The 25,305-nt window shown below is 40.0% G+C and carries 27 protein-coding genes; 8 read left to right on the top strand and 19 right to left on the bottom strand.

All coding sequences use genetic code 11. The features are described from left to right. Positions 1-40: 40 nt before the first annotated feature. On the bottom strand, positions 41-2,809 hold the full coding sequence (gene leuS / locus ACO1QW_RS06565) for a leucine--tRNA ligase (RefSeq protein WP_486256837.1): 2,769 nt from the start codon (positions 2,807-2,809) through the stop codon (positions 41-43). A 366-nt stretch (positions 2,810-3,175) separates the two neighbouring features. Here leuS and ACO1QW_RS06560 point away from each other — a divergent pair, with 366 nt between their 5' ends. From ACO1QW_RS06560 to ACO1QW_RS06540, 5 genes are all read left to right on the top strand, one after another. Further along, entirely contained in the window at positions 3,176-4,054 is an 879-nt protein-coding gene (locus ACO1QW_RS06560) for a cell division protein FtsX (RefSeq protein ID WP_486256835.1), read from the top strand. A gap of 110 nt (positions 4,055-4,164) precedes the next feature. Further along, positions 4,165-4,401: a DUF3098 domain-containing protein gene (locus ACO1QW_RS06555; RefSeq protein WP_486256833.1), complete on the top strand. Its 237-nt coding sequence runs from the start codon at positions 4,165-4,167 to the stop codon at positions 4,399-4,401. 114 nt (positions 4,402-4,515) lie between these two features. Beyond that, entirely contained in the window at positions 4,516-5,337 is an 822-nt protein-coding gene (locus ACO1QW_RS06550; RefSeq protein ID WP_486256831.1) for an undecaprenyl-diphosphate phosphatase, read from the top strand. A 64-nt stretch (positions 5,338-5,401) separates the two neighbouring features. Continuing rightward, positions 5,402-6,697: an MFS transporter gene (locus tag ACO1QW_RS06545; RefSeq protein ID WP_486256829.1), complete on the top strand. Its 1,296-nt coding sequence runs from the start codon at positions 5,402-5,404 to the stop codon at positions 6,695-6,697. Continuing rightward, positions 6,694-7,554 (top strand): MBL fold metallo-hydrolase, encoded by an 861-nt coding sequence (locus tag ACO1QW_RS06540; protein WP_486256827.1) that lies wholly within the window; start codon positions 6,694-6,696, stop codon positions 7,552-7,554. The genes ACO1QW_RS06545 and ACO1QW_RS06540 overlap by 4 nt, the downstream gene beginning before the upstream one ends. A 66-nt stretch (positions 7,555-7,620) precedes the next feature. Here ACO1QW_RS06540 and ACO1QW_RS06535 read toward each other — a convergent pair whose 3' ends face one another. Both ACO1QW_RS06535 and ACO1QW_RS06530 read right to left on the bottom strand, forming a co-directional pair. After that, entirely contained in the window at positions 7,621-8,427 is an 807-nt protein-coding gene (locus ACO1QW_RS06535; protein WP_486256825.1) for a DUF3108 domain-containing protein, read from the bottom strand. Continuing rightward, positions 8,424-9,329, bottom strand: a complete 906-nt coding sequence (locus tag ACO1QW_RS06530) for a lysylphosphatidylglycerol synthase domain-containing protein (RefSeq protein ID WP_486256823.1) — start codon at positions 9,327-9,329, stop codon at positions 8,424-8,426. Before ACO1QW_RS06530 ends, ACO1QW_RS06535 begins: the two co-directional genes overlap by 4 nt. 118 nt (positions 9,330-9,447) lie before the next feature. Here ACO1QW_RS06530 and ruvC point away from each other — a divergent pair, with 118 nt between their 5' ends. After that, positions 9,448-10,011, top strand: a complete 564-nt coding sequence (gene ruvC / locus ACO1QW_RS06525; protein ID WP_486256821.1) for a crossover junction endodeoxyribonuclease RuvC — start codon at positions 9,448-9,450, stop codon at positions 10,009-10,011. Between the two features lie 25 nt (positions 10,012-10,036). Here the strand turns inward: ruvC and ACO1QW_RS06520 are convergent, their stop codons facing one another. The 3 genes from ACO1QW_RS06520 to greA all read right to left on the bottom strand — a co-directional run bounded on the left by ACO1QW_RS06520 (position 10,037) and on the right by greA (position 11,476). Continuing rightward, positions 10,037-10,429 carry a hypothetical protein gene (locus tag ACO1QW_RS06520; protein ID WP_486256819.1) on the bottom strand — a complete coding sequence of 131 codons (393 nt, stop codon included), beginning with the start codon at positions 10,427-10,429 and terminating at the stop codon, positions 10,037-10,039. Between the two features lie 5 nt (positions 10,430-10,434). Continuing rightward, positions 10,435-10,830, bottom strand: a complete 396-nt coding sequence (locus tag ACO1QW_RS06515) for an HIT family protein (RefSeq protein WP_486256817.1) — start codon at positions 10,828-10,830, stop codon at positions 10,435-10,437. Between the two features lie 175 nt (positions 10,831-11,005). Further along, complete coding sequence (greA, locus tag ACO1QW_RS06510; RefSeq protein ID WP_486256815.1) at positions 11,006-11,476, bottom strand: transcription elongation factor GreA; 471 nt, start codon at positions 11,474-11,476, stop codon at positions 11,006-11,008. Between the two features lie 221 nt (positions 11,477-11,697). Between greA and ACO1QW_RS06505 the strand changes: the two genes are divergently transcribed. Beyond that, complete coding sequence (locus tag ACO1QW_RS06505) at positions 11,698-12,243, top strand: DUF2911 domain-containing protein (RefSeq protein ID WP_486256813.1); 546 nt, start codon at positions 11,698-11,700, stop codon at positions 12,241-12,243. On the opposite strand, the gene ACO1QW_RS06500 is transcribed toward ACO1QW_RS06505, so the two are convergent. The 4 genes from ACO1QW_RS06500 to ACO1QW_RS06485 are packed head-to-tail and all read right to left on the bottom strand — an operon-like array spanning position 12,244 to position 16,441. After that, entirely contained in the window at positions 12,244-13,167 is a 924-nt protein-coding gene (locus ACO1QW_RS06500) for an NAD(P)-dependent oxidoreductase (protein WP_486256811.1), read from the bottom strand. Positions 13,168-13,219: 52 nt separating this feature from the next. Continuing rightward, the gene (rsmA, locus tag ACO1QW_RS06495; protein ID WP_486256809.1) at positions 13,220-13,975 is read right to left on the bottom strand and encodes a 16S rRNA (adenine(1518)-N(6)/adenine(1519)-N(6))-dimethyltransferase RsmA; all 756 of its coding nucleotides are present in this window, start codon (positions 13,973-13,975) and stop codon (positions 13,220-13,222) included. Between the two features lie 57 nt (positions 13,976-14,032). Beyond that, a complete protein-coding gene (locus ACO1QW_RS06490; protein ID WP_486256807.1) occupies positions 14,033-16,000 on the bottom strand; it encodes a T9SS type A sorting domain-containing protein in 1,968 nt (655 codons plus the stop codon). Positions 16,001-16,060: 60 nt separating this feature from the next. Then, the gene (locus tag ACO1QW_RS06485) at positions 16,061-16,441 is read right to left on the bottom strand and encodes a hypothetical protein (protein ID WP_486256805.1); all 381 of its coding nucleotides are present in this window, start codon (positions 16,439-16,441) and stop codon (positions 16,061-16,063) included. A gap of 230 nt (positions 16,442-16,671) precedes the next feature. Here ACO1QW_RS06485 and pdxA point away from each other — a divergent pair, with 230 nt between their 5' ends. Continuing rightward, positions 16,672-17,763 (top strand): 4-hydroxythreonine-4-phosphate dehydrogenase PdxA, encoded by a 1,092-nt coding sequence (gene pdxA / locus ACO1QW_RS06480; RefSeq protein ID WP_486256803.1) that lies wholly within the window; start codon positions 16,672-16,674, stop codon positions 17,761-17,763. 54 nt (positions 17,764-17,817) lie between these two features. Here pdxA and ACO1QW_RS06475 read toward each other — a convergent pair whose 3' ends face one another. The 9 genes from ACO1QW_RS06475 to ACO1QW_RS06435 all read right to left on the bottom strand — a co-directional run bounded on the left by ACO1QW_RS06475 (position 17,818) and on the right by ACO1QW_RS06435 (position 25,241). Next, positions 17,818-18,531: a LolA family protein gene (locus ACO1QW_RS06475; protein WP_486256801.1), complete on the bottom strand. Its 714-nt coding sequence runs from the start codon at positions 18,529-18,531 to the stop codon at positions 17,818-17,820. Between the two features lie 26 nt (positions 18,532-18,557). Continuing rightward, on the bottom strand, positions 18,558-19,433 hold the full coding sequence (locus tag ACO1QW_RS06470) for an ABC transporter permease (protein ID WP_486256800.1): 876 nt from the start codon (positions 19,431-19,433) through the stop codon (positions 18,558-18,560). Continuing rightward, complete coding sequence (locus tag ACO1QW_RS06465; protein ID WP_486256798.1) at positions 19,411-20,346, bottom strand: ABC transporter ATP-binding protein; 936 nt, start codon at positions 20,344-20,346, stop codon at positions 19,411-19,413. Before ACO1QW_RS06465 ends, ACO1QW_RS06470 begins: the two co-directional genes overlap by 23 nt. Positions 20,347-20,405: 59 nt before the next feature. After that, positions 20,406-20,690: a winged helix-turn-helix domain-containing protein gene (locus ACO1QW_RS06460; RefSeq protein ID WP_486256796.1), complete on the bottom strand. Its 285-nt coding sequence runs from the start codon at positions 20,688-20,690 to the stop codon at positions 20,406-20,408. Next, positions 20,683-21,339 (bottom strand): hypothetical protein, encoded by a 657-nt coding sequence (locus tag ACO1QW_RS06455; RefSeq protein WP_486256795.1) that lies wholly within the window; start codon positions 21,337-21,339, stop codon positions 20,683-20,685. The genes ACO1QW_RS06460 and ACO1QW_RS06455 overlap by 8 nt, the downstream gene beginning before the upstream one ends. 2 nt (positions 21,340-21,341) lie before the next feature. After that, complete coding sequence (locus ACO1QW_RS06450) at positions 21,342-21,929, bottom strand: hypothetical protein (RefSeq protein WP_486256794.1); 588 nt, start codon at positions 21,927-21,929, stop codon at positions 21,342-21,344. Between the two features lie 64 nt (positions 21,930-21,993). Beyond that, a complete protein-coding gene (locus ACO1QW_RS06445; protein ID WP_486256792.1) occupies positions 21,994-22,632 on the bottom strand; it encodes a hypothetical protein in 639 nt (212 codons plus the stop codon). A gap of 28 nt (positions 22,633-22,660) precedes the next feature. After that, a complete protein-coding gene (locus tag ACO1QW_RS06440) occupies positions 22,661-22,960 on the bottom strand; it encodes a 2TM domain-containing protein (protein WP_486256790.1) in 300 nt (99 codons plus the stop codon). A gap of 28 nt (positions 22,961-22,988) precedes the next feature. Beyond that, positions 22,989-25,241: a TonB-dependent receptor gene (locus ACO1QW_RS06435; RefSeq protein ID WP_486256788.1), complete on the bottom strand. Its 2,253-nt coding sequence runs from the start codon at positions 25,239-25,241 to the stop codon at positions 22,989-22,991. Between the last annotated feature and the right edge of the window lie 64 nt (positions 25,242-25,305).

Below are 25,305 nucleotides of genomic sequence, written 5' to 3'. Positions count from 1 at the left end.
TTGTTGTTTTAAGTTTATGAATTAAGCTGAGAGATGCTGTTTAAATCACCACGTTGATCATCTTATTCTTTACATAAATGATCTTCTTTGGTTGTTTACCTTCAAGCCATTTTTGTACTGTTTCATTTGCCAATACAATTGCTTCAACTTCCTGTTGTGTAATACTCAAATCAAGTGTTAACTCAGTTCTTGTTTTACCGTTAATGGCAACAGGGTAATCTTTGGTTGATTCAGTAACATACTTCGCTTCAAATTTCGGGAACGATGCATCGAGTATGGAACCACTGTTGCCCAACAAGCTCCACAACTCTTCACTCACATGCGGTGCATACGGTGTTAAGAGAATGAGCAACTGCTCCAGAATTTCTTTCTTGTGGCATTTCAGATCGCTTAATTCATTTACTGCGATCATGAATGTACTTACACCGGTATTGAAACTGAAACGTTCGGTATCGTCTTCAATTTTCTTGATGGTTTTGTGTAATACTTTCAATTCAGCATCGGTTGCTTTATCATTATTCCATACCTGGCCTTTCAGATCATCATAGAACAAGCGCCAGAGTTTTTTGAGGAAGCGATGCACACCTTCAATACCCTTTGTATCCCATGGTTTGCTGATCTCCACCGGACCGAGGAACATTTCGTACATACGGAAAGTATCTGCACCGTATTTATTCACCAGATCATCGGGGTTAACGGTGTTGAACTTGCTCTTGCTCATCTTCTCCACTTCAGAGCCGCAGATGTATTTATCGTTCTCTAAAATAAATTCTGCGCCTGCGTGTTCATTGTTGCGCCATTTCTTAAATGCTTCCACATCTAATTCATAGCCATCCACAAAATTCACATCAACATGTAACTTATCTAATTTCTTTCCTTCGTATTCTTCTTCACTCCTTAATAATCCTTTTGATACAAATGTGTTGGTTCCGTTGATGCGATATACAAAACGAGATGAGCCTTGTATCATTCCCTGATTCACCAATTTCTTAAATGGTTCATCATGACCAATATGCCCAAGATCGTACAAGGCTTTCGTCCACATGCGGCTGTACAATAAATGACCGACTGCATGTTCTGTTCCGCCAATATAAATGTCAACCTGGTTCCAGTAATCACTTACTGCACGGTCGCAAAATGCTTTGTCGTTATGCGGATCCATATAGCGTAAGAAATACCAACTGCTTCCAGCATAGCCGGGCATCGTATTCGTTTCTAATTCTTTCGCCACCCACTCTGGAATATTTGCCAACGGACCTTCACCTTCAGGACCGGGAGAATAACTATCTACCTCCGGTAACAACAACGGCAATTCTGTTTCGCTTAATGCATAAGCTGTTCCGTTCCTCCATTGAATCGGAAAAGGTTCACCCCAGTAACGCTGACGGCTGAACGCTGCATCACGCATTCTGTAATTTATTTTGCGTGTACCAATACCTAATTCCTCCAGCTTACCAATTACTATTTCAGCAGCTTCACGCATGGGTGTACCATTTAAGAACCCACTGTTTTCGAGTGTTGCATCTTTTGTTGCGTTGGCATCTTCGCCGTTAAAATGTTTGCCAATGATATTGGTGATGGGAATATTAAAGTGCTGTGCAAACTTAAAATCACGCTCATCGCCACAAGGCACTGCCATGATAGCACCTGTACCATAACCCGCCAACACATATTCAGATATCCAGATTGGAATTTCCCTTCCATCAAATGGATTTACCGCATAGGCACCGGTAAACACACCGCTGATCTTTTTCTCTGCCTGGCGCTCACGCTCACTACGGCTTTTTACATAAGCAATATATTCATCAACAGCAGTTGTTTGCTCAGCAGATTTAATTTGATCAACTAAATCCAACTCGGGAGCAATCACCATAAAGTCAACACCAAAGATGGTATCGGGTCTTGTGGTGTAAACTCTTAGTTGTTGTTCGTGACCCTTAATTGCAAAATCAATCTCAGCTCCACTACTCTTCCCTATCCAATTGGTTTGCATTTCTTTCATGCTTTCGCTGAACTCAATACGCTCCAACCCTTCCAATAACCGATCAGCATATTCTGTAATGCGCAAATACCATTGACGCAATTTCTTTTTCACTACGGGATGTCCACCACGTTCGCTCACACCATTCACCACTTCATCATTTGCTAACACAGTCCCCAATGCTTCGCACCAATTCACTTCACCATAACCACAATAAGCAAGGCGGTAATCCATGAGGATGTTTTGCTTCGTTGCATCATCATAACCTTTCCATTCATCTGCGGTAAAGCTGAAAGCAGAAGGCTTAATGCCTGGTGCTGAAGAACCATACTTTTCAAAAAGCTCAAGCAATTGCGTTATGCGTTCAGCCTTTTGCGTTTGTCGACTGTAAAAACTATTGAAGAGTTGTAAAAAGATCCACTGTGTCCACTTGTAATAACCGGGATCGCAGGTGCGCACTTCACGGTCCCAATCGTAACAGAAACCAATATTATCTAACTGGCGGCGGAAATTATTAATGTTCTGATCTGTGCTCACTGCAGGATGCACGCCATGTTCAATAGCATATTGCTCGGCTGGTAAACCAAATGCATCGTAACCCATCGGGTGCAATACATTAAATCCTTTTAATCGCTTGAAGCGGCTGTAAATATCGCTGGCAATATAACCCAGCGGATGCCCCACATGCAAACCTGCACCACTTGGGTAAGGAAACATATCCAACACATAAAATTTTGGTTTTTCACTTACGTTCGAAACCTTATAGGCATTTGTATTGATCCATTGCTGTTGCCATTTCTTCTCAATATCTCTGAACTTATATTCCATGTACCGTTTCGGTTAGTTATTATTTTGTAATCGAATATTGCTAATTCTATTTTACTGTCGTTGCCACGCTCGCTTGTGCGTTCTTATCGCTATTCATCATTCAAGGACGAAACTCAATTGCTCATTGGAAAACAGAACGCACAAGTGAGTGACATAACAGGCGACGACCATAGCTGTGAAAGAAGACTTAAAAAATCATCTTCGTGCAGCATTTCGACATCCGTTGTAAAATAAGTGCAGAACACCCTCGTTAAAGGGCAACAAAATTAAGGATTACGGGCTTTGTGCAGGAGTTTTCTGCTAAATTTGCCCACATCCTGTGTAGGGCGGGAATTTCATTTACAAGAACTTACAAAATTTTACGGCATGGCGCAACAACCGAACAAAGCATCAATGAAACGATCCAAACCATCTTACCTCTACAGTATAATTGGTGTGGCGCTGGTGCTCTTCATCCTCGGTGTTTTAGGATGGATCTTTTTAAATTTCCAGAAAGTGGGTACCACATTGCGTGAAAACATCCAGTTTCATGCATGGCTCAGCACTACCAATAAAAAGTCGATCGATAGTTTGGCATCTTATGTGGCGGCACAGCCTTACGTAAAATCTTCGGCCTATATCAATAAAGAAATGGCGAAGGAAATTTATAATAAGGACGGTAACGAGAGCTGGGATAAAATTCTTGATGAAAATCCTTTGCCGGAAAGCGTAGATTTTTATGCCAAGGCCGATTATGTGCAAAAAGACAGTCTCGACAAAATTACTGCCGACCTGATGACCCGTTATCCCGGCGTGATCAGCGAAGTGCAATACCCCAAAGCCTTGGTGAATACGCTTAACGACAGGGCGCAGAAAGTGGGCATCGTATTATTGATCGTGGCCATTTTGCTGAGTGCAATTGTTATTGTTTCAATTGATACTACCATACGTTTGGCCATGTTTAGCAACCGCTTTCTTATTAAAACCATGCAAATGGTTGGCGCCACCCGCAGCTTTATTGCCCGGCCCATGAATGTGAGGGCCATTATTAATGGACTTATCAGTTCGGGTATTGCCATTGCGGCAATTTGGGCAGTGATTACGTGGGCCGAAAGTTATATTCCGGATATGAAGGCTCTTCGTGATCCTAAAATATACATGATCCTCTTTGGTTCTATTATCGCCATTGGTGTGGGCATTTCGCTTTACAGCACCCACCGTAGCGTAATGAAGTATTTGCGCATGAAGCTGGATGAGCTGTATTAGTTCATAGTTAGTAACTCATAGAAAGACGGCTTTTGATTTTTCCATGAACTATGAACCATGAACCATCAACTACCTCAAAATCCTTATATTGCACCCCTCAAAACAAGAGTATGAGTCAGAAAAAAATAGCAACCATTTTTACTAAAGAGAATTACAAGTGGATGGCCATTGGCGCTGCGGTGATCATTCTTGGTTTCCTGTTGATGATTGGTGGTAAAAGTGCCGACCCGAATGTGTTTAATAAAGATGAAGTGTATAGCTTTCGCCGTATTACATTAGCACCTCTTCTTATAATTGGCGGTTTGATCATTGAGATCTACGCCATCATGAAAAAGCCAAAAGAGTAAAAGAAATAATTTGCAGATGAGCCAATTTGAAAATTTGAAAATTGATTTCGAATTTTTGAATTGGCTTTTTTCATTTTCAAATGCTCAAATTTTTAAATTTTCAAATTTCTCTTTGTGAATACATTTGAATCCATCATCATCGCCATTGTGGAAGGGTTAACCGAATATCTTCCCGTTTCTTCTACCGGCCACATGATCCTTGCTGAGCGATTGATGAATGTACCTGCCGATAACTTCACCAAACTGTTTACAGTTGCTATACAGCTGGGCGCTATACTAAGCGTGGTGGTGTTGTACTGGAAAAAATTTATACAGGTACAAGACTGGAAGTTTTATGCAAAGCTGGTTGTTGCAGTAATACCTGCGTTGGTGCTGGGTAAATTATTCAGCGATCAGATCGATGAGTTACTTGAAAGTCCGCTTACAGTTTCTATTACATTATTGATCGGTGGTGTTATCCTGTTGTTCATCGATAATATTTTTAAACAGCATACCATCAGCGAAGAGAAAGAAATTTCCTTTGGCAAAGCATTCATCATCGGCTTGTGGCAATGCGTAGCCATGATACCTGGTGTGAGCCGTAGTGCAGCCAGCATTATTGGCGGTATGCAACAAAAACTTACACGCTCTTTGGCAGCAGAGTTTTCTTTCTTCTTAGCAGTGCCAACTATGGCGGCTGCCACTGGTTATTCTTTATTCCTGAAAGACTGGAATGAAAATGGAGTTGAAATGAAAGGTTATGATCTCATTCTTTCTTCAAGCCAGAATACGCAGGCATTTATCATTGGCAATATCGTTGCTTTTGTAGTAGCGATGCTGGCTATTAAATTCTTCATCGGCTTTTTGCAAAAACACGGTTTTCGTTTGTTTGGCTGGTACAGAATTATTGCGGGCATTATATTGCTCATTATGATCATGACAGGCTACCTGAAATAGCATTTCGTTTAATTATCCTATTTTCATACAGGCAGTCTTTCCTGCCCCACTTAAAACCATCTGTATGCAGACTGCTTCAAAAAAAATTGTGAACGGCTGGGCCATGTACGATTGGGCCAACAGTGTTTACAACCTTGTGATCACTACTACTTTTTTTCCTGCTTATTATGCTGCTGTAACAGGTATCAAAAATTTTCCCAATGGTATTAAATTGTTCGGCAGAAATTTTGTGAACACTGAATTGAAAGATTATGTGTTGGCAACAGGTTTCTTGTTGATCGCATTACTATCTCCCATTCTTTCTTCTATTGCTGATTATAAAGGAAACAAGAAAAACTTTATGCGGTTTTTCTGTTATCTCGGTGCGCTCAGTTGTTCACTCATGTTCTTTTTCGATAAGAATAATGTAATGCTTGGACTAGTGTGTTTCATGTTTGCCGGTATTGGTTTTTATGGCTCACAGGTGTTTTATAATTCCTACCTGCCTGAAATTGCTGCTGAAGAAGATATGGACCGCATCAGTGCAAAAGGGTTCACCATGGGCTATATTGGCAGTGTGTTGTTGCAGATGGTAGGCTTTGCATTGGTTGTGTTTATGAAAGAAGATCCTGCCTTACCATTGAAAATTACTTTTCTGTTAGTAGGTATATGGTGGGTTGCCTTTGCACAAATTCCATTCAGCCGGCTGCCAAATCGCAGCGATAAAAGCGAGCGTAAACTAAAGAAACATGTATTGGTAAATGGTTTCCATGAATTGCAACTTGTATGGAAACAGGTTAGCAAAATGCCCGTATTGAAACGTTTTTTAACGGCTTTCTTTTTTTACAGCATGGGCGTGCAAACTGTTTTGCTTGTTGCCATTGATTTTGGCATTAAGATCCTGAATCTTGAAAATGTAAAACTGATCATTACAGCAGTACTGTTACAAATTGTAGCTATTGTTGGGGCTCTACTCATGTCGAGATTATCGGGAAGATTTGGAAATATACATGTATTGATCTTTACTGTTATACTTTGGGTATGTGCATGCATTGGAGGTTACTATATTCAAACAGAAATGCACTTTTACATTGTTGCCTCATTTGTTGGTTTGGTGATGGGTGGCATCCAGGCTCTCAGCCGTGCAACCTATGCTAAGCTTATGCCGGAAACAAAGGACACCGCATCGTTCTTTAGTTTTTATGATGTAACAGAAAAGTTTGCCATTGTAATTGGATTATTTTCGTTTGGAATTATTGAAGGCCTTACGCACAATATGCGCAACTCTATTTTGGTGCTCATCATTTTCTTCGCATTAGGATTGTTGTTCCTTTTGCATACCCTGCGTACACAACGAAAAGAACAAATTTCAATATCATGAAGCTTTATTCGATCAACACCGGTTATTTTAAGTTAGATGGTGGCGCTATGTTCGGCGTGGTGCCAAAAGTGATGTGGAATAAGCTGAATCCTGCTGATGAAAATAACCTCTGCAACTGGGCCATGCGATCGTTGTTGATTGAAGATGGTAACCGACTTATTTTAATTGATAACGGCATTGGCGATAAGCAGGATGAAAAATTTCTTGGACATTATTACCTCAATGGTGATGATTCACTTGATAAGTCTTTAGCCAAGCATGGTTTTAATAAAGATGATATAACAGATGTTATTCTTACTCATCTGCATTTTGATCATTGTGGTGGATCGATCAAACGTGAAGGCGATAAACTTGTTCCCGCATTTAAAAATGCAACGTTCTGGAGTAACGAACAACATTGGGGCTGGGCCACCAAACCCAACGATCGTGAAAAAGCCTCGTTTTTAAAGGAGAATATTTTACCGATTGAAGAAAGCGGTCAGTTGAAATTTATTGTCCCTGGTGAAACACAATTTCATCAGCTATCTTCTTCTTCATTTAATGAGAATATTTCTATTCGCTTTGTGAGTGGTCATACAGAAAGCATGATGTTACCTCAGATCAACTACAACGGCAAAACAATTGTGTACATGGCCGATTTGTTGCCTGCTGCTGCACACATTCCTATTCCTTATGTAATGGCGTATGACATGTTTCCTCTCACAACACTAAATGAAAAGAAATCGTTTCTTACAGAAGCTGTAGAGAACGATTATTTTTTATTCTTTGAGCATGATCCGAAGATAGAGTGTTGTAACCTGCAGCAAACGGAGAAAGGAATAAGAATGAAAGAGAGTTTCAGGATGGAAGAGGTATAAGATTACAAACGTCAATCTCGACCGGCGCCCGATTGACCGTAGCCACTCTTCGACTCCGCTCAGGAATTACTTTGTACTGATCAATCCGGTTAATTTGTGCCGGGTATTTTTGTAGCCCATCATATCAACTTTTACACTTCCAACTGAGATGGGACTTTCAATACGTACGGGAATACGATTAGCATCATCACTTACCCATACGGTCATTTTTTCACCGCCTTTAAAAATAGTTCCTTCGATCAACAGCGGTTTAAACTTAATGGCGTTGAATTTGCCATACTTGGTTTTTACTTTTTCTCTACCTAAATAACGGATATACAAACCGTAGGTTTTATCATCAATAAACATATTGAAAGGAATACGATCGCCGGGCTTGTATTTGTTGAAATCAATATTACGTGAGTAGTAAATGGCACTCAACACATCCTGCACACATTCAGGTGTTTTAAATGTTCCGCCTTGCGAAGTAGCTGTATTTGCCTGCTGATTAAATGTTACCGTTTCAAATTTCTTAAAATCCCCTTCTAAAATATTGCGTACAAATTTATAAGGCTGTAAAGTGGCAGTATCAATATAGCTTTCGTACTTATCTCTTACTTTAAAAAACCCATCAAAGAAAGAAGTTGTTTTTCCTTCGCCCAGTAGATGGTAAACTGGTTTGCCATTGTAGCGTTCAGAATTAACCGTAAAATTCGCTTCGCCTCCGTAAACATAAATACCTGCAAGCGTATAGTACACATGATAGTTGATGCTTTCGGTGCTATGCCAGGCCGTGTTACGGATACTGGAACAAAATTCAGTTGCTTCCGGTTGCGTTGTAGCCGGAGCAAATGAAAGAAGCAGTACCGTAAAAAGAATCGCAGTGATCTTCATCGTTCCTTAAATATTTTTATCGTCAATAACAACAAACTTCCAATCAATGCCGGCAATACAAGATTTAATATCCATATCCCGACCGTGCCTGCAAGAACAGCAATACTGTTTACGCTAAACACACTCACAATACTAAGCGCCACTGCTCCACGAATACCTACATCAGCAATTGCAAAACCAGGAACAATTGCCATGATCAAAAAAATCAACGCCACACTCCAAAAACCCGCCCACCAGGGTATATCAACCTCCAAGGCCTGCCATATCAACACATATTGCAAAGCAAAAACTACAAAACGTAAAAACGAATAAAATAATATTACAAGATACGTTCTGTTTTGCAAGCCATCTAACACGCTGGCAAACGATAACTTTTCTTTTAAACCGGGAATCCACTGCAGCGTTTTTGCCAGCAACTGCATTCTGAAAAAGAACAAACCCGTTAACCCGATAAAAAATAAAACCGACCAGGTAAATACTTGCAGCAAAATACCGGAAAGGTGTGTGCCACCTAACTGCATATCATGCAATTTCGGCTTTAAGATCAGCAAGGCAAAAAAACCGCATACTAAAGTGATGAACAACTGACCAACGCTGGTAACCAACGTGAGCGCCACGCCTTTTAATCTGAAATCGGGCCGCAGGTAAACTACTCTTCCACCATACTCACCTATACGATTCGGTGTATTCACTGCGAGTGATAATCCACTCAACACAGATTCAAATGCTTTTTGAAACGACAATGGTTGAAATTTGTTTACCAGTAAATGCCATTTCCGTGTTTCAAAGCCCCAGTTCACCGGCATCAGTAAAACAGCTAACCATAATTTCCAGCTTTGCTCACCAGTAAAAGCCTGTTTTATTTGTTGCCACGCTTTCGGTAAGTCGGGTTGCTGTTTCACTTGGTTGTATAAGGATATGCTAATCCATATAAAAAGCACAGGGCCCAGAAAGTAATTGATAAAGATTTTGAATTTCCTGCTCAGTTTCCGTTTATTTTGTTCAAAATTAACCTGCTCCTTGCAAAGTTTTTCGAAAATCATTTTAGGTATCGATCCGGGTACTGTTATTATGGGTTATGGCATTATTGGTATTCGCCAGCAGCAATTACATTTAATTGAAATGGATGTGCTGAAACTTACCAAACACAAAGACGTTTACATTCGGCTGCAACTGATACACGAAAAAGTAAAGGAGGTAATAGAAACTCACAAGCCAACTGATTTTGCTATTGAAGCACCGTTCTTCGGAAAAAATGTGCAAAGTATGTTGAAGCTTGGAAGGGCACAGGGTGTTGCAATTGCAACAGCAATGAGCGCAGGATTATCCGTAACTGAATATTCACCCAAAAAAGTAAAGCAGGCTGTAACAGGAAACGGTAATGCCGACAAAGAACAGGTTTGGAAAATGCTTCAGCAGCATCTTGATTTTAAAGCGAAGCCAAAATATTATGATGCCACCGATGCGTTATCCGTTGCAGTTTGTCATCACTTTCAAACAAACAAACCATTGCTTACAGGAATTACCAAAGTAAAAGGATGGGAAGATTTTATTAAACAGAACCCGGGAAGAGTAAAAAGGTAAAAGATATAAGGTTGGAGACCCAACATTAATCTGTCTTTCTCATTTTCTTCAGGCTCAATAAAAATATAGCTGCAGGAAAATAAGCAAGGATATAGGCTGCATTAAAATGTCCGAACAGGAGATCGACTCCTAATTTCAGCGTTACTACAATTACGAAACTGATTGGTCCCCATTTTTCCATACTCCACGTGCCACTGAGAGCCACAAAACCAAACACCATCATCAAGGCATTTACTGCAGGGTATAATGTATCGATACCACTTTTGTTCAGCGCTGTATTGCCGGTATAGGAATAAACAATTTCCCCAAGACCCCAGATAAACAATGCAACACAAAGAATGGTGATCAATAACGGACGTGGTGCTTTTTTGCCCTTCTTGCGTTTATATCCGTATTGATCGTATTGTACCTGGGTCATGCTCATTACTTGTTTAGTTGTTGCAGTATTTTTTGTTGAGCAGATTTCATTTGCTCTTCTGTTAATTTCAATTTTGGCCTTGTAAAATTAAGATCATCGGCACTGTTAATGGGTACCAAATGTAAATGTGCATGAGGAACTTCCAATCCCACTGTTGCAATTCCAACACGATCACATTTAAACGATGCTTCTATTGCTTTCGCTATTGGTTTGGCGAACAGCAAGAGCTCTGCGAGATCTGCATCATCCACATCAAAAATCTTATCAACTTCTTTCTTTGGAACTACAAGGGTATGTCCTTCAGCCAATGGAAAAATATCAAGAAATGCATAAAAGCGATCGCTCTCAGCAATTTTATAAGATGGAATTTCGCCTGCAATGATTTTGGAAAAAATACTCATGCCGCCAAACAATTTTGATCGAAGATAAAAGAAGACACGTTGCAATGATGATCCGTTATTCATCCCCTTAAAGATAGTAACTGTAAAATACACGTTTCCTGCTGCCCCGATCCCGCCAAAAAATTCACCTGTTATTAATACATCTTACTACAACACGCAAGCTTGCAGCTTTCTTCTACACCGTAATTTCTTCCACTTTAAATTTTACGACACCAGCCGGCACTTGCACTTCCGCTACTTCGCCCACTTCTTTGCCCAGCAGTCCTTTACCGATAGGTGATGTAACAGAAATTTTACCCGCCTTTAAATCTGCCTCCTGCTCACTCACAATCTGGTAGGTGATTTTTTTCTTAGTGGCTAAATTTGTAATCGTCACTTTGGTTAATATAGCAACACGACTTGTATCAATTGTACTTTCATCCAGCACACGTGCAGAGGCCAGCACCCCTTCAAGTTGGCTGATCTTTGCTTCCAGCAAACCCTGGGCTTCTTTAGCAGCATCATATTCCGCATTCTCTTTTAAATCGCCTTTTTCACGTGCTTCTGCAATAGCTCTTGATGCAGCAGGGCGCTCTACACCACGCATGTGCTGTAATTCGGCCTGCAATTTTTCCAGTGTTTCTTTTGTTACATATTGAACGCTCATGGTTCCTCCTTGTCTTTGCGGTTATACAAAAAAATAACAACGCCTCAATTGAGTTTGAAGCGTTGCATGTTTTATTGTGTAGCAAAAATAGAACCTTTTTTGGAAAAAGGAAGCAGTTATGTGTTTTTAAATCGTTGCCGCTGCAGGCTTTTCCAAGGCCTGATTTGTTCTTTACCTGATTGCAACAAAGCCCGTTTCCCTATTTTTGAATAAATTAATGCATGAAAAAAATCCTTTTCCTTCTCTTTGTTTGCATAGCTGCTTTGGCTGGTAAAAGCCAGGAGAAAAATATTAATTATAACCCCAACGCAAAAAAAGATACCAGTAAAAAAAGTATAAGATCCGCTGCAGTTGGTAAGATCGGTTCAGCAACTGTTCGAATCAACTATTATTCACCAGGCGTTCGTGGCCGCATTATTTGGGGAGGAGTTGTACCACTTGACGAAGTGTGGGTTACAGGAGCTCATTCCGCAACCAATATTGAAATTAGCAAAACGTTTCGCATTGGCAACAAAACCATTCCTGCAGGCACTTATGCCATTTTTACTATTCCATCAAAAACAACATGGACATTCATTCTGAATAAAAATTATAACCAGCATCTTGCTGATGATTACGATGCAAAAGATGATATCATCCGATTTCAAGTAAAGCCTGTTACGCTTGTAAAACCGCTGGAACGATTGCAATATTTTGTTGACAAGAATAAAATCAGTGTTGGTTGGGATAAAGTAAGAATAGATGTACCGGTGATGATTGTGAATTGATCACAACAATCCTAATTTATCAGCCAGAACTTTACTCATTTTATAAAATGCTTCGTGCGTGTAACCGGCAATATGCGGCGTAAGGATCACATTGGGTTGAGCTGCCAGCCAATCGAGTTGTTGTTGCTCTGCCTCACTATAAGTAGTCAGTTTTTCATTTTCCAATACATCTAATCCTGCACCGGCGATCAATCCTCTTTTAAGCGCATCGGTAATAGCTGCTGTGCCATGCACTTTGCCACGTGATGTATTTAAAAAGAAGGGACGTTGCTTAGCCGCTTCAAAAAAAGCCGTATCGGCATAATGATATGTTTCATTTGTTAAGGGCAAATGCAAGCTGATAACATCGCTGTAACGCAAAACCTGTTCAAGTGAAGCTTCTTTCACCTGCTCACCGCCAAATTCAAATTGGTATTTATCATGCGCAAGAATAGTAACATCAAATCCACGTAGCTTTTTTGCAAAAGCTCTTCCTGTATGACCAAAGCCAATAATACCAACCGTTTTGCCATCTAATTCAACACCACGATTTTCATCACGCAACCATTGATGTTGCTTTACTTCTTCGAAGCTGTGCGTAATCTTATTCATTAAATTCAGCAGCAATGCCAATGCATGCTCGCCAACTGCACCACAATTACCCTCAGGGCTGCTGAATACTTTTATGCCTTTGCTTTGTGCAAAGGGTACATCAATTAATTCAAGACCACTGCCAAGTCTTCCAATCCATATCAGCTTTTGTGCATGCTCCAATAAAGCAGCATCAATTTTTACTCTTGTAGAAACTACGAGTCCCGCAATATCTTCTATTTGTTGAGTTAACTCTTCATACGTAATTGCGGGCGCATAAATCACTTCATAGCCGCCTTCCCGCAACTTTTGTTGCAGGTAATCATGACACTTTGCTGTAATGATAACTTTCACTTTTATATTCTCCCGCTGTTGATTGTATTTTCTATAATGGCCTGTCTGTGAACTATCTCATCCTGAATGTAAGTGCTGCAAAATCTTCAACTGAAAGTTGCTCAGCCCTTTTGTTGAACAGTTCATCTTTTAACTCTTCAGCATCAAACAATCCCTTTACACCGTTACGTAACATTTTCCTACGCTGATTGAATGCAGTTTTAACAAGCAACTTGAATTTCTGTTCACTTTGCATTGTTGGAATTGTTTTCGCCGGCTTCAGTTTTACCACTCCGCTCTTCACTTTCGGTGGAGGATTAAATGCCTGTTCATCCACATCAAATAAATATTCCACATCAAAATAAGCCTGTACCAATATGCTCAATATACCATACGCTTTACTACCTGGTTTTGATGCTACCCGTTGCGCCACCTCTTTCTGAAACATGCCAACAACACAATCAACCTGTTCTTTCCAATCAAGTACTTTAAATAATATCTGCGACGAAATGTTGTAAGGGAAGTTTCCTACTATCATAAATCGTTCCGTAAAAGGACATTCAGCATCTAAAAAACTTTGATGAATCAGTTTTCCCTTAATAGCTGGAAATGTATGCTGCAGATAGTTGATCTTCTCGTCATCAAGTTCCACCGCTTTAAAATCAAGATCGGTGTATTGCAAAAAATATTTGGTGATGGCGCCGGCTCCTGGTCCAACTTCCACTAAATGCAGTGGATGTTCTTCCATTACAGCTTCAACAATTCTTTTTGAAATTGATTCGTCTTTTAAAAAATGTTGACCTAATGATTTTTTGAGCGTATACTCCACGCTGCAAAAGTAGCAGAAAAAAGCCCCCCGATTTTAACGGAGGGCTGATGAATTGATTTAATGTGCTACGACAACTCGTTTTCTGAATAGTTCATCCCCAACTTTACATTGAATGATATATTGACCCGGGCTCCATTTTGCAGCCTCAGTAATCATCCACTCATTAATACCAGTATTTACCTGCTGTGTGCTACTGTACACAACCGAGCCAATACTATTGGTAATGTTTATGTCTGCAGTTTGATTTCTGTCAGATGTAAAGTTGATGCGGAAAAGATTTGCAGTTGGGTTAGGCGATACAATTAATTCAAACCCGTTATTGCGACGAATGAATAAGCGTACTGCATTTGTATAAAATACCTGCCCGCCAGTGCTTACATATTTTAACCGGTAATACACTTCTGTTGACCGGAAGTTGACAAGATCATTTTGTTCGAGATAAGATCCTTTGCTGCTTGGAGAAATACGTCCGGTAACAGCAGAATAATCTATACCGTTTGCACTACGTTCTACCTGGAAATAGGCAATACCTTCTTCGCTATCACTATTCCAGCTTACAAACCCTGATTTATTTTGCAAACGTGCATTAAAATTATACGGCTTGCCCGAAAGCACATCACACGCAGCGTATTGTGTAATAGTAACTGTATCGGTAGCATAGGTAGTACCACAACTATCCATTAACGTTTGGCTTACGATATATTTACCAGCAGTGCTTGCTGTAATACGATCGCCGGTTGTAGGCCCAACAATATTACCACCAATGGTGGACCAGTTATAAACCGAAGTTGTGAGCGGATTCGTAACAAATACTTCAGCAACACCACTTGGACAAAGCACAGGGAAATCGGTATCGATCTCTGCTGCAGGTGCACGGAAAAAACTGAAAGGCCCCACGAAGTCTTTCAATGCCGCCGTGAATGAAGTAGATGCTCTTGATTTTACTAATATTCTTCTAAATGGTAAGCCACAGGCATCACCACTTCTTACTAAAGGATCAAGACCGAGCTTACTTAAGTTCACAGAAAATTCCATGAACTGATCTTTTATGTAGTTGTCTACTACTGTTTGGCTACCCAACACAAGTTTAAAAGGACCTGCCCAGGTATTAGCCTTACTTGTTAATCCATTATAAAATATTCCACCGGTTTTTGGTTGTATAGCAGCATAACCATACACCGCACCGGCATCTGCACCATCAAACGTATAACTTGGAGCCGTGCCCACCCAATTAAAGGCGGTTGGCGTTAAAGCAAGTGAACTTTTGTTGATCCATATCCTTGCTTCAACCATTGTAAGACCAGCAGTTCCAAACTCGGCGGTTAAAATAATATCGCCGGCACTTAATACATTACCTGCCGCATCAAACTTCCAGGTAGTATGCCCGGCATCGGGTCCATAACCTTTGAAAGCTAAATTCGGTTTGTCGTAATAGATATCTGTTTGATACATCTCAAAATCGAAATAACGGTCACCCGTAGTATTCTCAATTGACACACCACCAAACAGCCAGAGAGAATCGTTTGTTTCTGTTCCATCTCCATCCCTGCGCACATGCATAAACATATCGAGGATTTCATTTTTATCAGGTACACTTTGTGCAATAGGAGTAGACCATTGTTGCGGACTCATCCCATTCTTATTACTACCTGATGCGAAGATGGTTGAATCATCGCCATGATGGTCACGAATAAAAATACCATCGATCAGCAACATTCCATTCAGCACATGAAACTGATCGAAACGCATGTTACGGAAGAAGGGATAATTTTTTGTAGCTGGTTGCGAAATATATCTCGCCAAAATTCCAGCAGCACCGGTAGTATCGATGATAAATTCACCCACACCAATACCAGTGATATTGTTCTGGCTGAACCAGTCATCATTACCTACCTGTAAAAAGCCATTGTAAAAATTGCTTCTCAAATCACCTTCCACGCCAAATCTTGCTTTGATTTGTTGAGCAGTCAGTGTTTGGTTGGTTAGGACAACAAAGAGAAACAAACTGAGTAAAAGTTGTTTCATAAGTAACGGATTTAAATGAAATGAAGGCTGTGCACTGTAACCTGCACAGCCTTTCAAAAATTAACCTTTTTTGCTTACGATGCGGATCATTTCCACAGGAGAATTCTCTGTAGAACCATCTGCATGGCGAGCAACGATACGATAGTACAGATAACCAGGAAATGCTCCTGTGTCTCTGTATTTGTAAGAAGGCTCGGTTGCTGAAGAACCTACTTCGTCAATTTCGAAGAACCAGTAACCGTCGTATGAACGTTCAACGGTAAAACCGGTTACGGCTGATGGATTGGCTACTGTCCAGTTAAGAGAAACATCAGTTGACTGGCGGTGTACCCGGAAATATCCGAAGGCGTTGCCAGATGGCGTGTTTCCTTTGCCGTTAGATTGTGCGAAAGTCGTAGTAAAAGACAGCGCAAAGGCTGCAACAATAATAATTGTTTTCATGGGGATTACGATTTTGACACAAATTAGAAACGCATGCACTGATATCCTAAAATTCGGTCATGAATTTCCACTTAGAGATGCATCTTTTTTTCCCACGAAAACACCGTAAATACTGCAATCGATGAACGTAAAATTCTTTCAGGCACTTAACTATCCTGTTTTTCAGCTCTTTAGCAAAGGCTTCTTAAAAGAAACAATCCATTACATTTGTAAGCAATACAGTTTATTTTATGACTCAACCCGAACAAAAACCAGTTATTGGCTTCAGTTGTGGCGACCTGAACGGAATTGGCATTGAAATCATTATTAAAACCCTGAACGACAGCCGCATCACTGAACTTTGCACGCCGGTTGTTTTTGCATCCAATAAAAGCATCAACTTTTACAAAAAATCAGTGAGCGACGGGAGTTTCAATTACCAGGCAGTAAGGGATTTCCAGCGCCTGAGTCCAAAAACAGTGAATGTATTCAGTTGTTGGGAGGATGAAGTGAGTATTACCCCGGGCCAACTCACCGATGTTGCAGGACATTACGCCATCATTTCACTTACAGAAGCAGTAAAGGCATTGAAGGAAAAACAGATCGATGCATTAGTAACTGCTCCTATCCATAAAAAAAATGTACAGTCAGAGGTTTTCCCATATACAGGTCACACCCCGTACCTGAAAGCTGCTTTTGAAGCAAATGATGTGGTGATGTTTATGGTTGCGGATAATATAAAAGTGGCGTTGGTAACAGAACATGTTCCTGTTGCAGAAGTTGCTCAGCATATCACAAGAGAAGCGATCGTCAGCAAACTGAAGTTGATGAATCAATCGCTGAAGAAAGATTTTGGAGTTGATAAACCAAAGATTGCCGTGCTGGGATTGAATCCTCATGCTGGTGATGAAGGGCTAGTGGGTAAAGAAGAAGAAGAAATTATTAAACCAGCTATCAAAGAAGCAAAACAGGGTGATGTGTTTTGTTTTGGACCTTATAGTGCCGATGCTTTCTTTGCACGTGGTCAACATGAAAAATTTGATGCAGTACTAGCAATGTACCACGACCAGGGTTTGATTCCTTTTAAATCACTTGCTATTGGTGAAGGTGTAAATTATACTGCAGGTTTGCAAGGTATACGCACCAGTCCCGATCATGGAACTGCATTTGATATTGCAGGAAAAGGAAAAGCTGATGAATCTTCTATACGTGCTGCGCTGTTTATGGCCATTGATATTTTCAGAAGTCGCAACGGTTATGCCGATGCAAGAAAAAATCCTATGCGTAAAATGAGTGCAGCTATGCTTGCAAGAGCTGTTGATGAAAAAATTGAAGAAGAATAAAGCAAGACAAACAACGTTCAATCTACACAAAGCAATGCTCAACGCATTGCTTTTTTATTTTAACATTGCATCTGTAACTCCTTTGTTAATGACATACGAACTGTAAGTGATCTCCACTTTCCCTTTTTTGTTTTTTGGAAGTTCGGGCTTTTTGCTGCCATCATCATACTCCAGTGTAATGCCTTTGGGAAGTTTGTAATCCTTGGTATTAAACGAGAAAACCACTTTATCAGGCAAGCCCCAATCGGCATATTTTCCAAATTGCATTTCCATGTCAAACGTGCCATTCTCTTTTGTGGTTGTACTTGATTTACGGATAAGCAAATTCTTTTCGTCAATATACATAGTGGTTAACACTACATCACTCGTTTCGCTAAGTGGCAACAATTTAATGATGCGGACTGCAGTGCCTGCAACAGTTCCTTTGCCTGCATCAATTGCAGTATAACTATCTGTGAGCAATAAGGAACTGACGTTTACGCTTACTCCGCCTTTTGGCAATAACGAAACGCCCCCATCTCGTTTAATGGCAAAACGATTTGGTTTCTTAAAATAAGATTTGATGTTGGCAATGGGTGCTTTAATAAACACTACATCGGTTTTCATTTTACCGGTAGCAATATAATCCGTCACCTTATCCATTTTTGCTTTTACCTTACTGATCAATTCATCAGCTGCTTGCGCTTGAATGGATGATACAAATAATATGAAGCAAGCGGTAAAAACCATCTTGCTTAAAAATGACTTTATATAAAATTTATTCCTCATGACTTTCACGAAACTTTAAACTGTTTTTAACTTAACACATCTTTCCGGTTGAAAATATAAATGGCCGACCCGGTAAAGATGAAAATATGCAGCAAAAGGATGCCTGCACTTCGTAATACAGCAGGCAAATTTCTAATGGTCCCCGGAATGGCCATCCCTTCGGCATCCACTTTCATTTCAAAAAAACCTTTCCACCCTATCATGTGTGACGTAAAGAAAAAATCATTTACACTTTGGAACAAAGGAATATCCAGCGTTGTGAGAATGGTAAACACAATGATCACACTCATGGTTGCCACAATGGGTCCCAGCGAATTCTCCGCAAAAATGGAAAAGAAAAAACCAAGAGATGAAACGGTGATGAGGGCAATAGCAGCAAAGCCAAAGGCGCAGAGATAACGCCAGAAAATATCATTACCATTCAGAATAATGATTTCGTAGCTTTTTGCATTCATCAATCCATCAGTACCGAAAATAGCCATCGATAAGAACAATCCAAGTATGGCGATCCAGATAAGCAGAATGATGGCGTAAATAGCTGAAGCAAGAAATTTGCTTATGAGCAATTTTGTGCGGCTTACCGGTTTTGTAATTAGCAAACGAAGTGTTCCCATATTTGCTTCGCCTGCAATCATATCAGCACTTACCAATGCTACCAGCAGTGGCACATGTATCAACAATGTTTGTAAAATAACAAAACAAACAAAATAGCCATTGAGTGGATTACCTATTACATCAAAATTGTCTTTCACATCCTTCAACACAAAATCCATGTACTTCGGCCCATCAACATATATCGCCAGTTGTATCAACGTGACAATTGCCCACACCGCAATAAATGCAATGTAAGTGCGTGGACGTTTGAATACTTTGAACAACTCAATTTTTAAAAGGCTCCACATGTTGATTAGCTGTTGTGATCTTTAAGAAATAATCTTCCAGGGAATGTCGTGCCGTAATACCCAATACGCTGATATTATTTTCAATTAACAATTTTGCAAGATCTGGCACAGCCTCTTTCCGCAACTTTACTTCAACCCCTCTTACATCTGCGCCCATTAATTTATCAGCGTAATTAGTTTGTTTCAGCAATTGCTCACAACGGGTAAGCTCATCAGTTTCGATAAACACAACGGTGTCATCAGGATGAAATAACTCCGCTACCGTTCCTTCCACCAGCTTTTTTCCTTTATCAATAATAAGCATGCGGTTAGCGATCTGTTCCACTTCGCTCAACAAATGCGATGACACAAGAATTGTTTTATTCATTTTCTCTCTTAACATCAGAATAAGATTCCGCATATCAGCAATCCCTTGTGGATCGAGACCGTTTGTTGGTTCATCAAGTATAATAAGTTCCGGATTGTGCACCAATGCAACTGCAATGCCTAAGCGTTGCTTCATACCTTGTGAGAATGTTCGCACTTTGCTGTTGGCCCGTTGTGCAAGACCAACCAACTCCAGTTGATCCATAAAATTTGCTTTGCTGAGTTTTACCCCGCTCATTTTTGCAAAGAGTTGCAACGTTTCATAAGCCGTTAAATATTTGTAGAGATCGGGGCGTTCAATAACAGCACCTGTATTGCGCAGAATTTCTTTTCGATGTTGATTGAGATCATACCCAAAAATTTCAATGGAACCACTTGTTGGTTTTATGAGCGTAAGCAACATGCGGATAGTTGTTGATTTGCCCGCACCGTTCTGTCCGAGAAAACCATAAACATCGCCTTTCTGTACAGTGAAAGACAAATTATTTACTGCCGTTACTTCGCTGAAAACTTTGCTGAGTTGGGTGACCTTTATGACTGATTCCATAAGTTCTGTTGCCGTACAACAACAACATAGTAAAGATAAGGTTGGATCAAACGGAAAACTTATTTTGGCAGATAAGTTTGTAACGCTTTAACGTAGGTTTCAAAAGCGGCAATACCTGTGGCGGTAATTTTACAAATGGTTTGTGGATAGTTATCTTTAAACTGCTTAATCACATCCACATAACCGGCTTCCTTTAGTTTACTGATCTGCACGCTTAGGTTACCAGCTGTTGAGCCGGTTTTCTCTCTTATAAACGTAAACTCAGCCTCCTTCACTCCAATGAGCAAGCTCATAACGGCAAGGCGTAGTTGTGAATGTAATATGGGGTCGAGATCTTTAAACATGCTGCTGCTTTCCCTGCAGATATTTTGTACGTAAGATAATACCCGGCACAAGCCACGCCAGTGTTGCCGATAATGCCATCAATAAAAAATCGAATTTTACAATGGTGAAAGCGCTCACCAGTGCACTTATCCAGCAAACAATTCCACCAATTGTCATGATTCTGAATTTACGGGCAGCGCCGGTTACAATAGTGGGGAAGCCATAAACAAATAATAAGTAGGAAGAACCAAAGGTCCAGAAGTTGGGGACGTCTGCTTTTCCGGTTATTTCACGGTAATCGTTTAAGATGGGATGCAACGAATCGGCTGCAACATTGTTAATGAAGTTGACAATGAAAATACCTACGCCAAAACAAAGCCACACATAACTCAACATATCTTCATCCCAACCTTTTGCTTTACGTTCACGACGTTCACGAATTGAAATAAATATTTGCGGAACAACAGCAAATAACGCCAGCAACCAGATATCAAAAGGCAACTTCCATTGAAACTGGATAATGCAGAATTGTACAAGGCTACAGATTGTAATAACTGTTCCCCAAAGAATGGGACCAATGCCTGTATCAACAAAAACATTTTTTGCACGACTGATCATTTGCTGAATGATCATTAAACTCTCCTGTTCCGTTAATTGTTTTTCCTGCATGATCAGTTTTGTTTTTGAAAGCGTGAGCGAAGTAAATAACCCGGCACAATCCAAGTTACAATAACGGCTACTGCCAATAACAAGAATGAAAAATGGTATGGAACAAAAACCGATACCAATGCCAATACCCAGCAGCTTACAGCACCAATACGTAATGGAACAAACTTTAAAATAATGCCGCACAGAAACGTAGGCATGCCATATAACATTAATATAAGAGGATTAAACAATTGAGGTTGCCCGCTACGACCAATGATAATTCCCACTAGAAAACCCATGATCACAAATACTACCCACACATAGCTTATTATTTCATCGGCATATGTGCGAACGGTAGTGTTCTTCTTCACACGAGACAAGTAAACCATTTGATAGATCACTGTTGGAATAGTGAGCATCCACACATACATGAGCATCTTAAAATTTCCAAAGAAGTAAACAGACACAAAGCTGGTAATACTGCACAACAGAATTACCCATCCCCATAATAAATACAGGTGACCGTTTTCACTAAAACGGTTTTGTGCTTTGCTGATCATTGATTCAATGAGCTGCAGACTGTCTTTCGCTGAAAAATCCTGTTGCTCCATGTGCTATTGTTTAAACTTCAAAAATAAGCTAGTCCCGAAGTGTATACTCCGGGACTAATACACATTATTTACACGCTGTATATGCTTGTGCGTTTTGTTCTTTTCCCCAGTTAGGATGCAATGCTGATGCGGGTTTAAATGCATCGAAAAGTTTTGCTGCTTCTTCAAATACAGGTTTTGCTTTGCCACAACCACCACCAAATTGTTCAGGTGTTCTGCTGATACCTTGCGCTTCCCACATGAAAGGACGGGGATTTGTTGGATCAAGCTTTTTTGACAGCGCTGTATTTTCCTGGATAATGGCACCGTATTGCATATACCTGGTCATCGGGTCTGCACTCATTTTTACAGTAGCGATCATTGCTTTCACCAAAGCGATCTCGGAATTATTTTTTTCAAACTCTTCTGCTTTGTTGATAAATACCGTTGCCTTGTCAGCTAATGGATCGAATTGTTTAGGATCGTTTGTCATAAATGCATGCCACACCTGTGCAACTGCTGCATAATAAAAAGGAAGCCATTGATTTTTTTCTGCATTACCAATGCGTTCGAATGCATTTACCACATCAAGCATAGCATCGGCCGTTTTTGCTTCACCCATGGCTTGCATATTTTTTTGCATAGCACCGGTGTAACGTTCGCTTTGTGAAAACGCAGCTGTAAAAAGGTGAGCAAAGATGACAGCAAGAAGTACTTGTTTCATTGTTTGATAATTTATTAGATGAGAAAGGTTATTGTTTATTTTTTAGTTTTTCATATTCACGCTCCACACTGTTATTAGCAGGATCAACATAAGCGCCGAAATAATGAAATGCCAGTCCAATACCCCAGCCAAGTGTTGACCAAAGAGGCCAGGGCATTCCGCCATTATACCTGTGCGATCCGGTCATTGCCCAAATGGCCCACATAAATGCGTTTACAACCAGGTAAGTCATCAGGTGACGTTTAAACGAAGCACGCTTTTGTGCGATCTCCCAAAGTTGTTTGTCTTTTTCGTCGGCTGAATCAGGGATTCGTTGAAAATTACTCATGAGATAAAGTTGAATGGTTAATGATGATTTATAAATTATTGTTGATGGCATCTTCGCTGCGGTCAACTCCAAAGCTGATGAACGCACCAATGAAAATAAACATTCGGGATGGTGGTACTAATTCGCTTCGGCGTGCGCCATTTGTTGAATAGTTGTAACCATACACCTGTTTAATATTAAAAATGTTGCTCACACTTAACACATACACAGCAAAAGCTTTTGCATTTTGCTTGCCAATAGATGGCAGAAAATTTAATGCAAAACTTACGTTATGATAATCAGGAATACGCCCTTTGTCAGCAAAGAATGTTTTGTTTGTATTTGGATCGTACTGGATGTTGTAATAAGGGCGACCGCTTGCATAGTTGTAGGATAAATTGACGTTTGTTTTCAGCTTGGTCACAAATTTTTTCATTACTAATGATGCAGTATGTTTTGCTGCAAAGTTTGGTGTAATGGCTGTTGGGAAGTTTAAGAAATCACGTTTTGTATCAAGGAATGAATATGATATCCAGTAATCAAGATTCTTTACATTCTTTTTATCTCTCCAGAACAATTCAAATCCGCTTGCATCTCCAAAACCATTGTTGTTGCTGCCCATTTCCCTGCCACTCACATTGCTTGTCTTTACAAGATTGTCATACTTCTTATAAAACGCTTCTACACGAAAAGTGGTAAGACTAGTTGTTTTTTGGAATTGTGCGATGTAATGTTCGGCCTTCATAAACGTTAATGGATTTACAGAAGGTTGGTAACGTAATTCAGGGTTTTGATAAAAAATACCATATGCCAATGATGCCTGGCTTTCTTTACCCAGCTTATAAGCCAATGAAACACGGGGAGCAAGATTAGTTTTGTTTAGATAGGCAGAATGTTCTGCACGTGCGCCAATTTTTGCAGCAAGACTGTTGGTGAGGTACACATCCTGTTCTGCAAACAACGAATAAACATTTTCAATTAACCTGCTGTTAAACTTCATTCCATTGTAAGCGGTGAAAATACTTTGATCGTCGCTGTGATTATATTCTGTACCAACCCGAAGTGTATTCAACCCTTTAAACTTTTTTTCCAACACGATGCGACCGTTAACATAGAAACCTTTACTATCAATATCAAAGCGTTTGTATTCAAGACCAGTAAGCAATACATCTTTCTTGTCTTCATCCTGTATACCAAAACCAATATCATCTTTGTTAGTGGAGAAAGAAAAACCTGTTTGCAATTTCCATTTATTTTTCAGGTTTTCTTTCCAGGAGAAGTTGTGATACATATTGCCGTTGGCTAAGCCAAAACGATCTTTATATCCCATCGTATCTAAACTGTTTTGTGTAAATCCCAATTTGTTGCTGCTGTAAAAACCATAGTACTTCAGCATACCGTTTTTCGATGTTTTAATGCGAAAGTTTCCATCGATATAATGAGCATCGGGTGCTTTTGTATATTCCTGTTGCTGTTTAATAACTGCAAATGCAAGTTCGAGATTTGAATAATTATAATTTACACCCCATGATGCGGTTTTCTTTTTATTGAGCTTTTGAAAACCTGCTCCTAAACTCAAGACCGATAAATTTAAACTGGCCGATGATTGTTCGGGCAGATCAATTGATTCTAAAATTAATGCTGATGATAATGCTTGTCCGTACAATGCACTATAACCACCGGTGCTAAAGACCGTTCCTTTAAATATAAACGGAGAGAAACGGCCACGTTGTGCAATACCCGGCACGCTGCTGAAAAAGAAATTGTTTACAAGTGTGCCATCAATAAATGTTTTTGTTTCAGCGGCAGTTCCACCACGCACAAATAAACCTTCACTCTCACCTACCTGTTGTGCGCCGGGTAATGTTTTTAATGCTCCGGTTACATCGCCATTAGCACTGGCTGTTGTAACAATATCGATAGATGATAAAACTGCAGCAGCACGTTTGCGATCGCTTGCTTCGAAAGAGCCGGCAGTAATTACTACGGCGCTCATTTCAGTTACTTCTTCTTTTAACTGAACCGGTAATTGAAGATCGCCGGGTTTCAATTCAACCGGCAATTCCACCGTTTTGTAACCAATGGCTGTAATAATGATGATCTGATTTCCTTTATCGGTGGTTTTAAACCGGAACCGACCGACCGAATCAGCAGTGGCACCGTCGTAAGAATCTTTAATAGCAACAGACGCACCGGCAACGGGCTTCTTTTTATTGTCTAACACAGTGCCACTGATGGTGGTTTGCCCAACTGCCAGTTGGGTGATGATGATAAGGCTGATGAGTAAGGTTATTGCTTTCATTTTCTATAAATAGGACACAAACATAGACTAGTTTATTTTATAAACCAAATATTTAGCGCAAAAA

Source organism: Lacibacter sp., assembly GCF_057361365.1.
This window is presented reverse-complemented; position numbering and strand designations above follow the sequence as displayed.

Bases quoted from the DNA above. Each gene is read 5' to 3' on its own strand.
- leuS (WP_486256837.1), bottom strand. From the start codon at position 2,809: ATGGAATATAAGTTCAGAGATATTGAGAAGAAATGGCAACAGCAATGG.
- ACO1QW_RS06560 (WP_486256835.1), top strand. From the start codon at position 3,176: ATGGCGCAACAACCGAACAAAGCATCAATGAAACGATCCAAACCATCT.
- ACO1QW_RS06555 (WP_486256833.1), top strand. From the start codon at position 4,165: ATGAGTCAGAAAAAAATAGCAACCATTTTTACTAAAGAGAATTACAAG.
- ACO1QW_RS06545 (WP_486256829.1), top strand. From the start codon at position 5,402: ATGCAGACTGCTTCAAAAAAAATTGTGAACGGCTGGGCCATGTACGAT.
- ACO1QW_RS06540 (WP_486256827.1), top strand. From the start codon at position 6,694: ATGAAGCTTTATTCGATCAACACCGGTTATTTTAAGTTAGATGGTGGC.
- ACO1QW_RS06535 (WP_486256825.1), bottom strand. From the start codon at position 8,427: ATGAAGATCACTGCGATTCTTTTTACGGTACTGCTTCTTTCATTTGCT.
- ACO1QW_RS06520 (WP_486256819.1), bottom strand. From the start codon at position 10,429: ATGACCCAGGTACAATACGATCAATACGGATATAAACGCAAGAAGGGC.
- ACO1QW_RS06515 (WP_486256817.1), bottom strand. From the start codon at position 10,830: ATGAGTATTTTTTCCAAAATCATTGCAGGCGAAATTCCATCTTATAAA.
- greA (WP_486256815.1), bottom strand. From the start codon at position 11,476: ATGAGCGTTCAATATGTAACAAAAGAAACACTGGAAAAATTGCAGGCC.
- ACO1QW_RS06505 (WP_486256813.1), top strand. From the start codon at position 11,698: ATGAAAAAAATCCTTTTCCTTCTCTTTGTTTGCATAGCTGCTTTGGCT.
- ACO1QW_RS06490 (WP_486256807.1), bottom strand. From the start codon at position 16,000: ATGAAACAACTTTTACTCAGTTTGTTTCTCTTTGTTGTCCTAACCAAC.
- ACO1QW_RS06485 (WP_486256805.1), bottom strand. From the start codon at position 16,441: ATGAAAACAATTATTATTGTTGCAGCCTTTGCGCTGTCTTTTACTACG.
- pdxA (WP_486256803.1), top strand. From the start codon at position 16,672: ATGACTCAACCCGAACAAAAACCAGTTATTGGCTTCAGTTGTGGCGAC.
- ACO1QW_RS06475 (WP_486256801.1), bottom strand. From the start codon at position 18,531: ATGAGGAATAAATTTTATATAAAGTCATTTTTAAGCAAGATGGTTTTT.
- ACO1QW_RS06470 (WP_486256800.1), bottom strand. From the start codon at position 19,433: ATGTGGAGCCTTTTAAAAATTGAGTTGTTCAAAGTATTCAAACGTCCA.
- ACO1QW_RS06465 (WP_486256798.1), bottom strand. From the start codon at position 20,346: ATGGAATCAGTCATAAAGGTCACCCAACTCAGCAAAGTTTTCAGCGAA.
- ACO1QW_RS06460 (WP_486256796.1), bottom strand. From the start codon at position 20,690: ATGTTTAAAGATCTCGACCCCATATTACATTCACAACTACGCCTTGCC.
- ACO1QW_RS06455 (WP_486256795.1), bottom strand. From the start codon at position 21,339: ATGCAGGAAAAACAATTAACGGAACAGGAGAGTTTAATGATCATTCAG.
- ACO1QW_RS06450 (WP_486256794.1), bottom strand. From the start codon at position 21,929: ATGGAGCAACAGGATTTTTCAGCGAAAGACAGTCTGCAGCTCATTGAA.
- ACO1QW_RS06445 (WP_486256792.1), bottom strand. From the start codon at position 22,632: ATGAAACAAGTACTTCTTGCTGTCATCTTTGCTCACCTTTTTACAGCT.
- ACO1QW_RS06440 (WP_486256790.1), bottom strand. From the start codon at position 22,960: ATGAGTAATTTTCAACGAATCCCTGATTCAGCCGACGAAAAAGACAAA.
- ACO1QW_RS06435 (WP_486256788.1), bottom strand. From the start codon at position 25,241: ATGAAAGCAATAACCTTACTCATCAGCCTTATCATCATCACCCAACTG.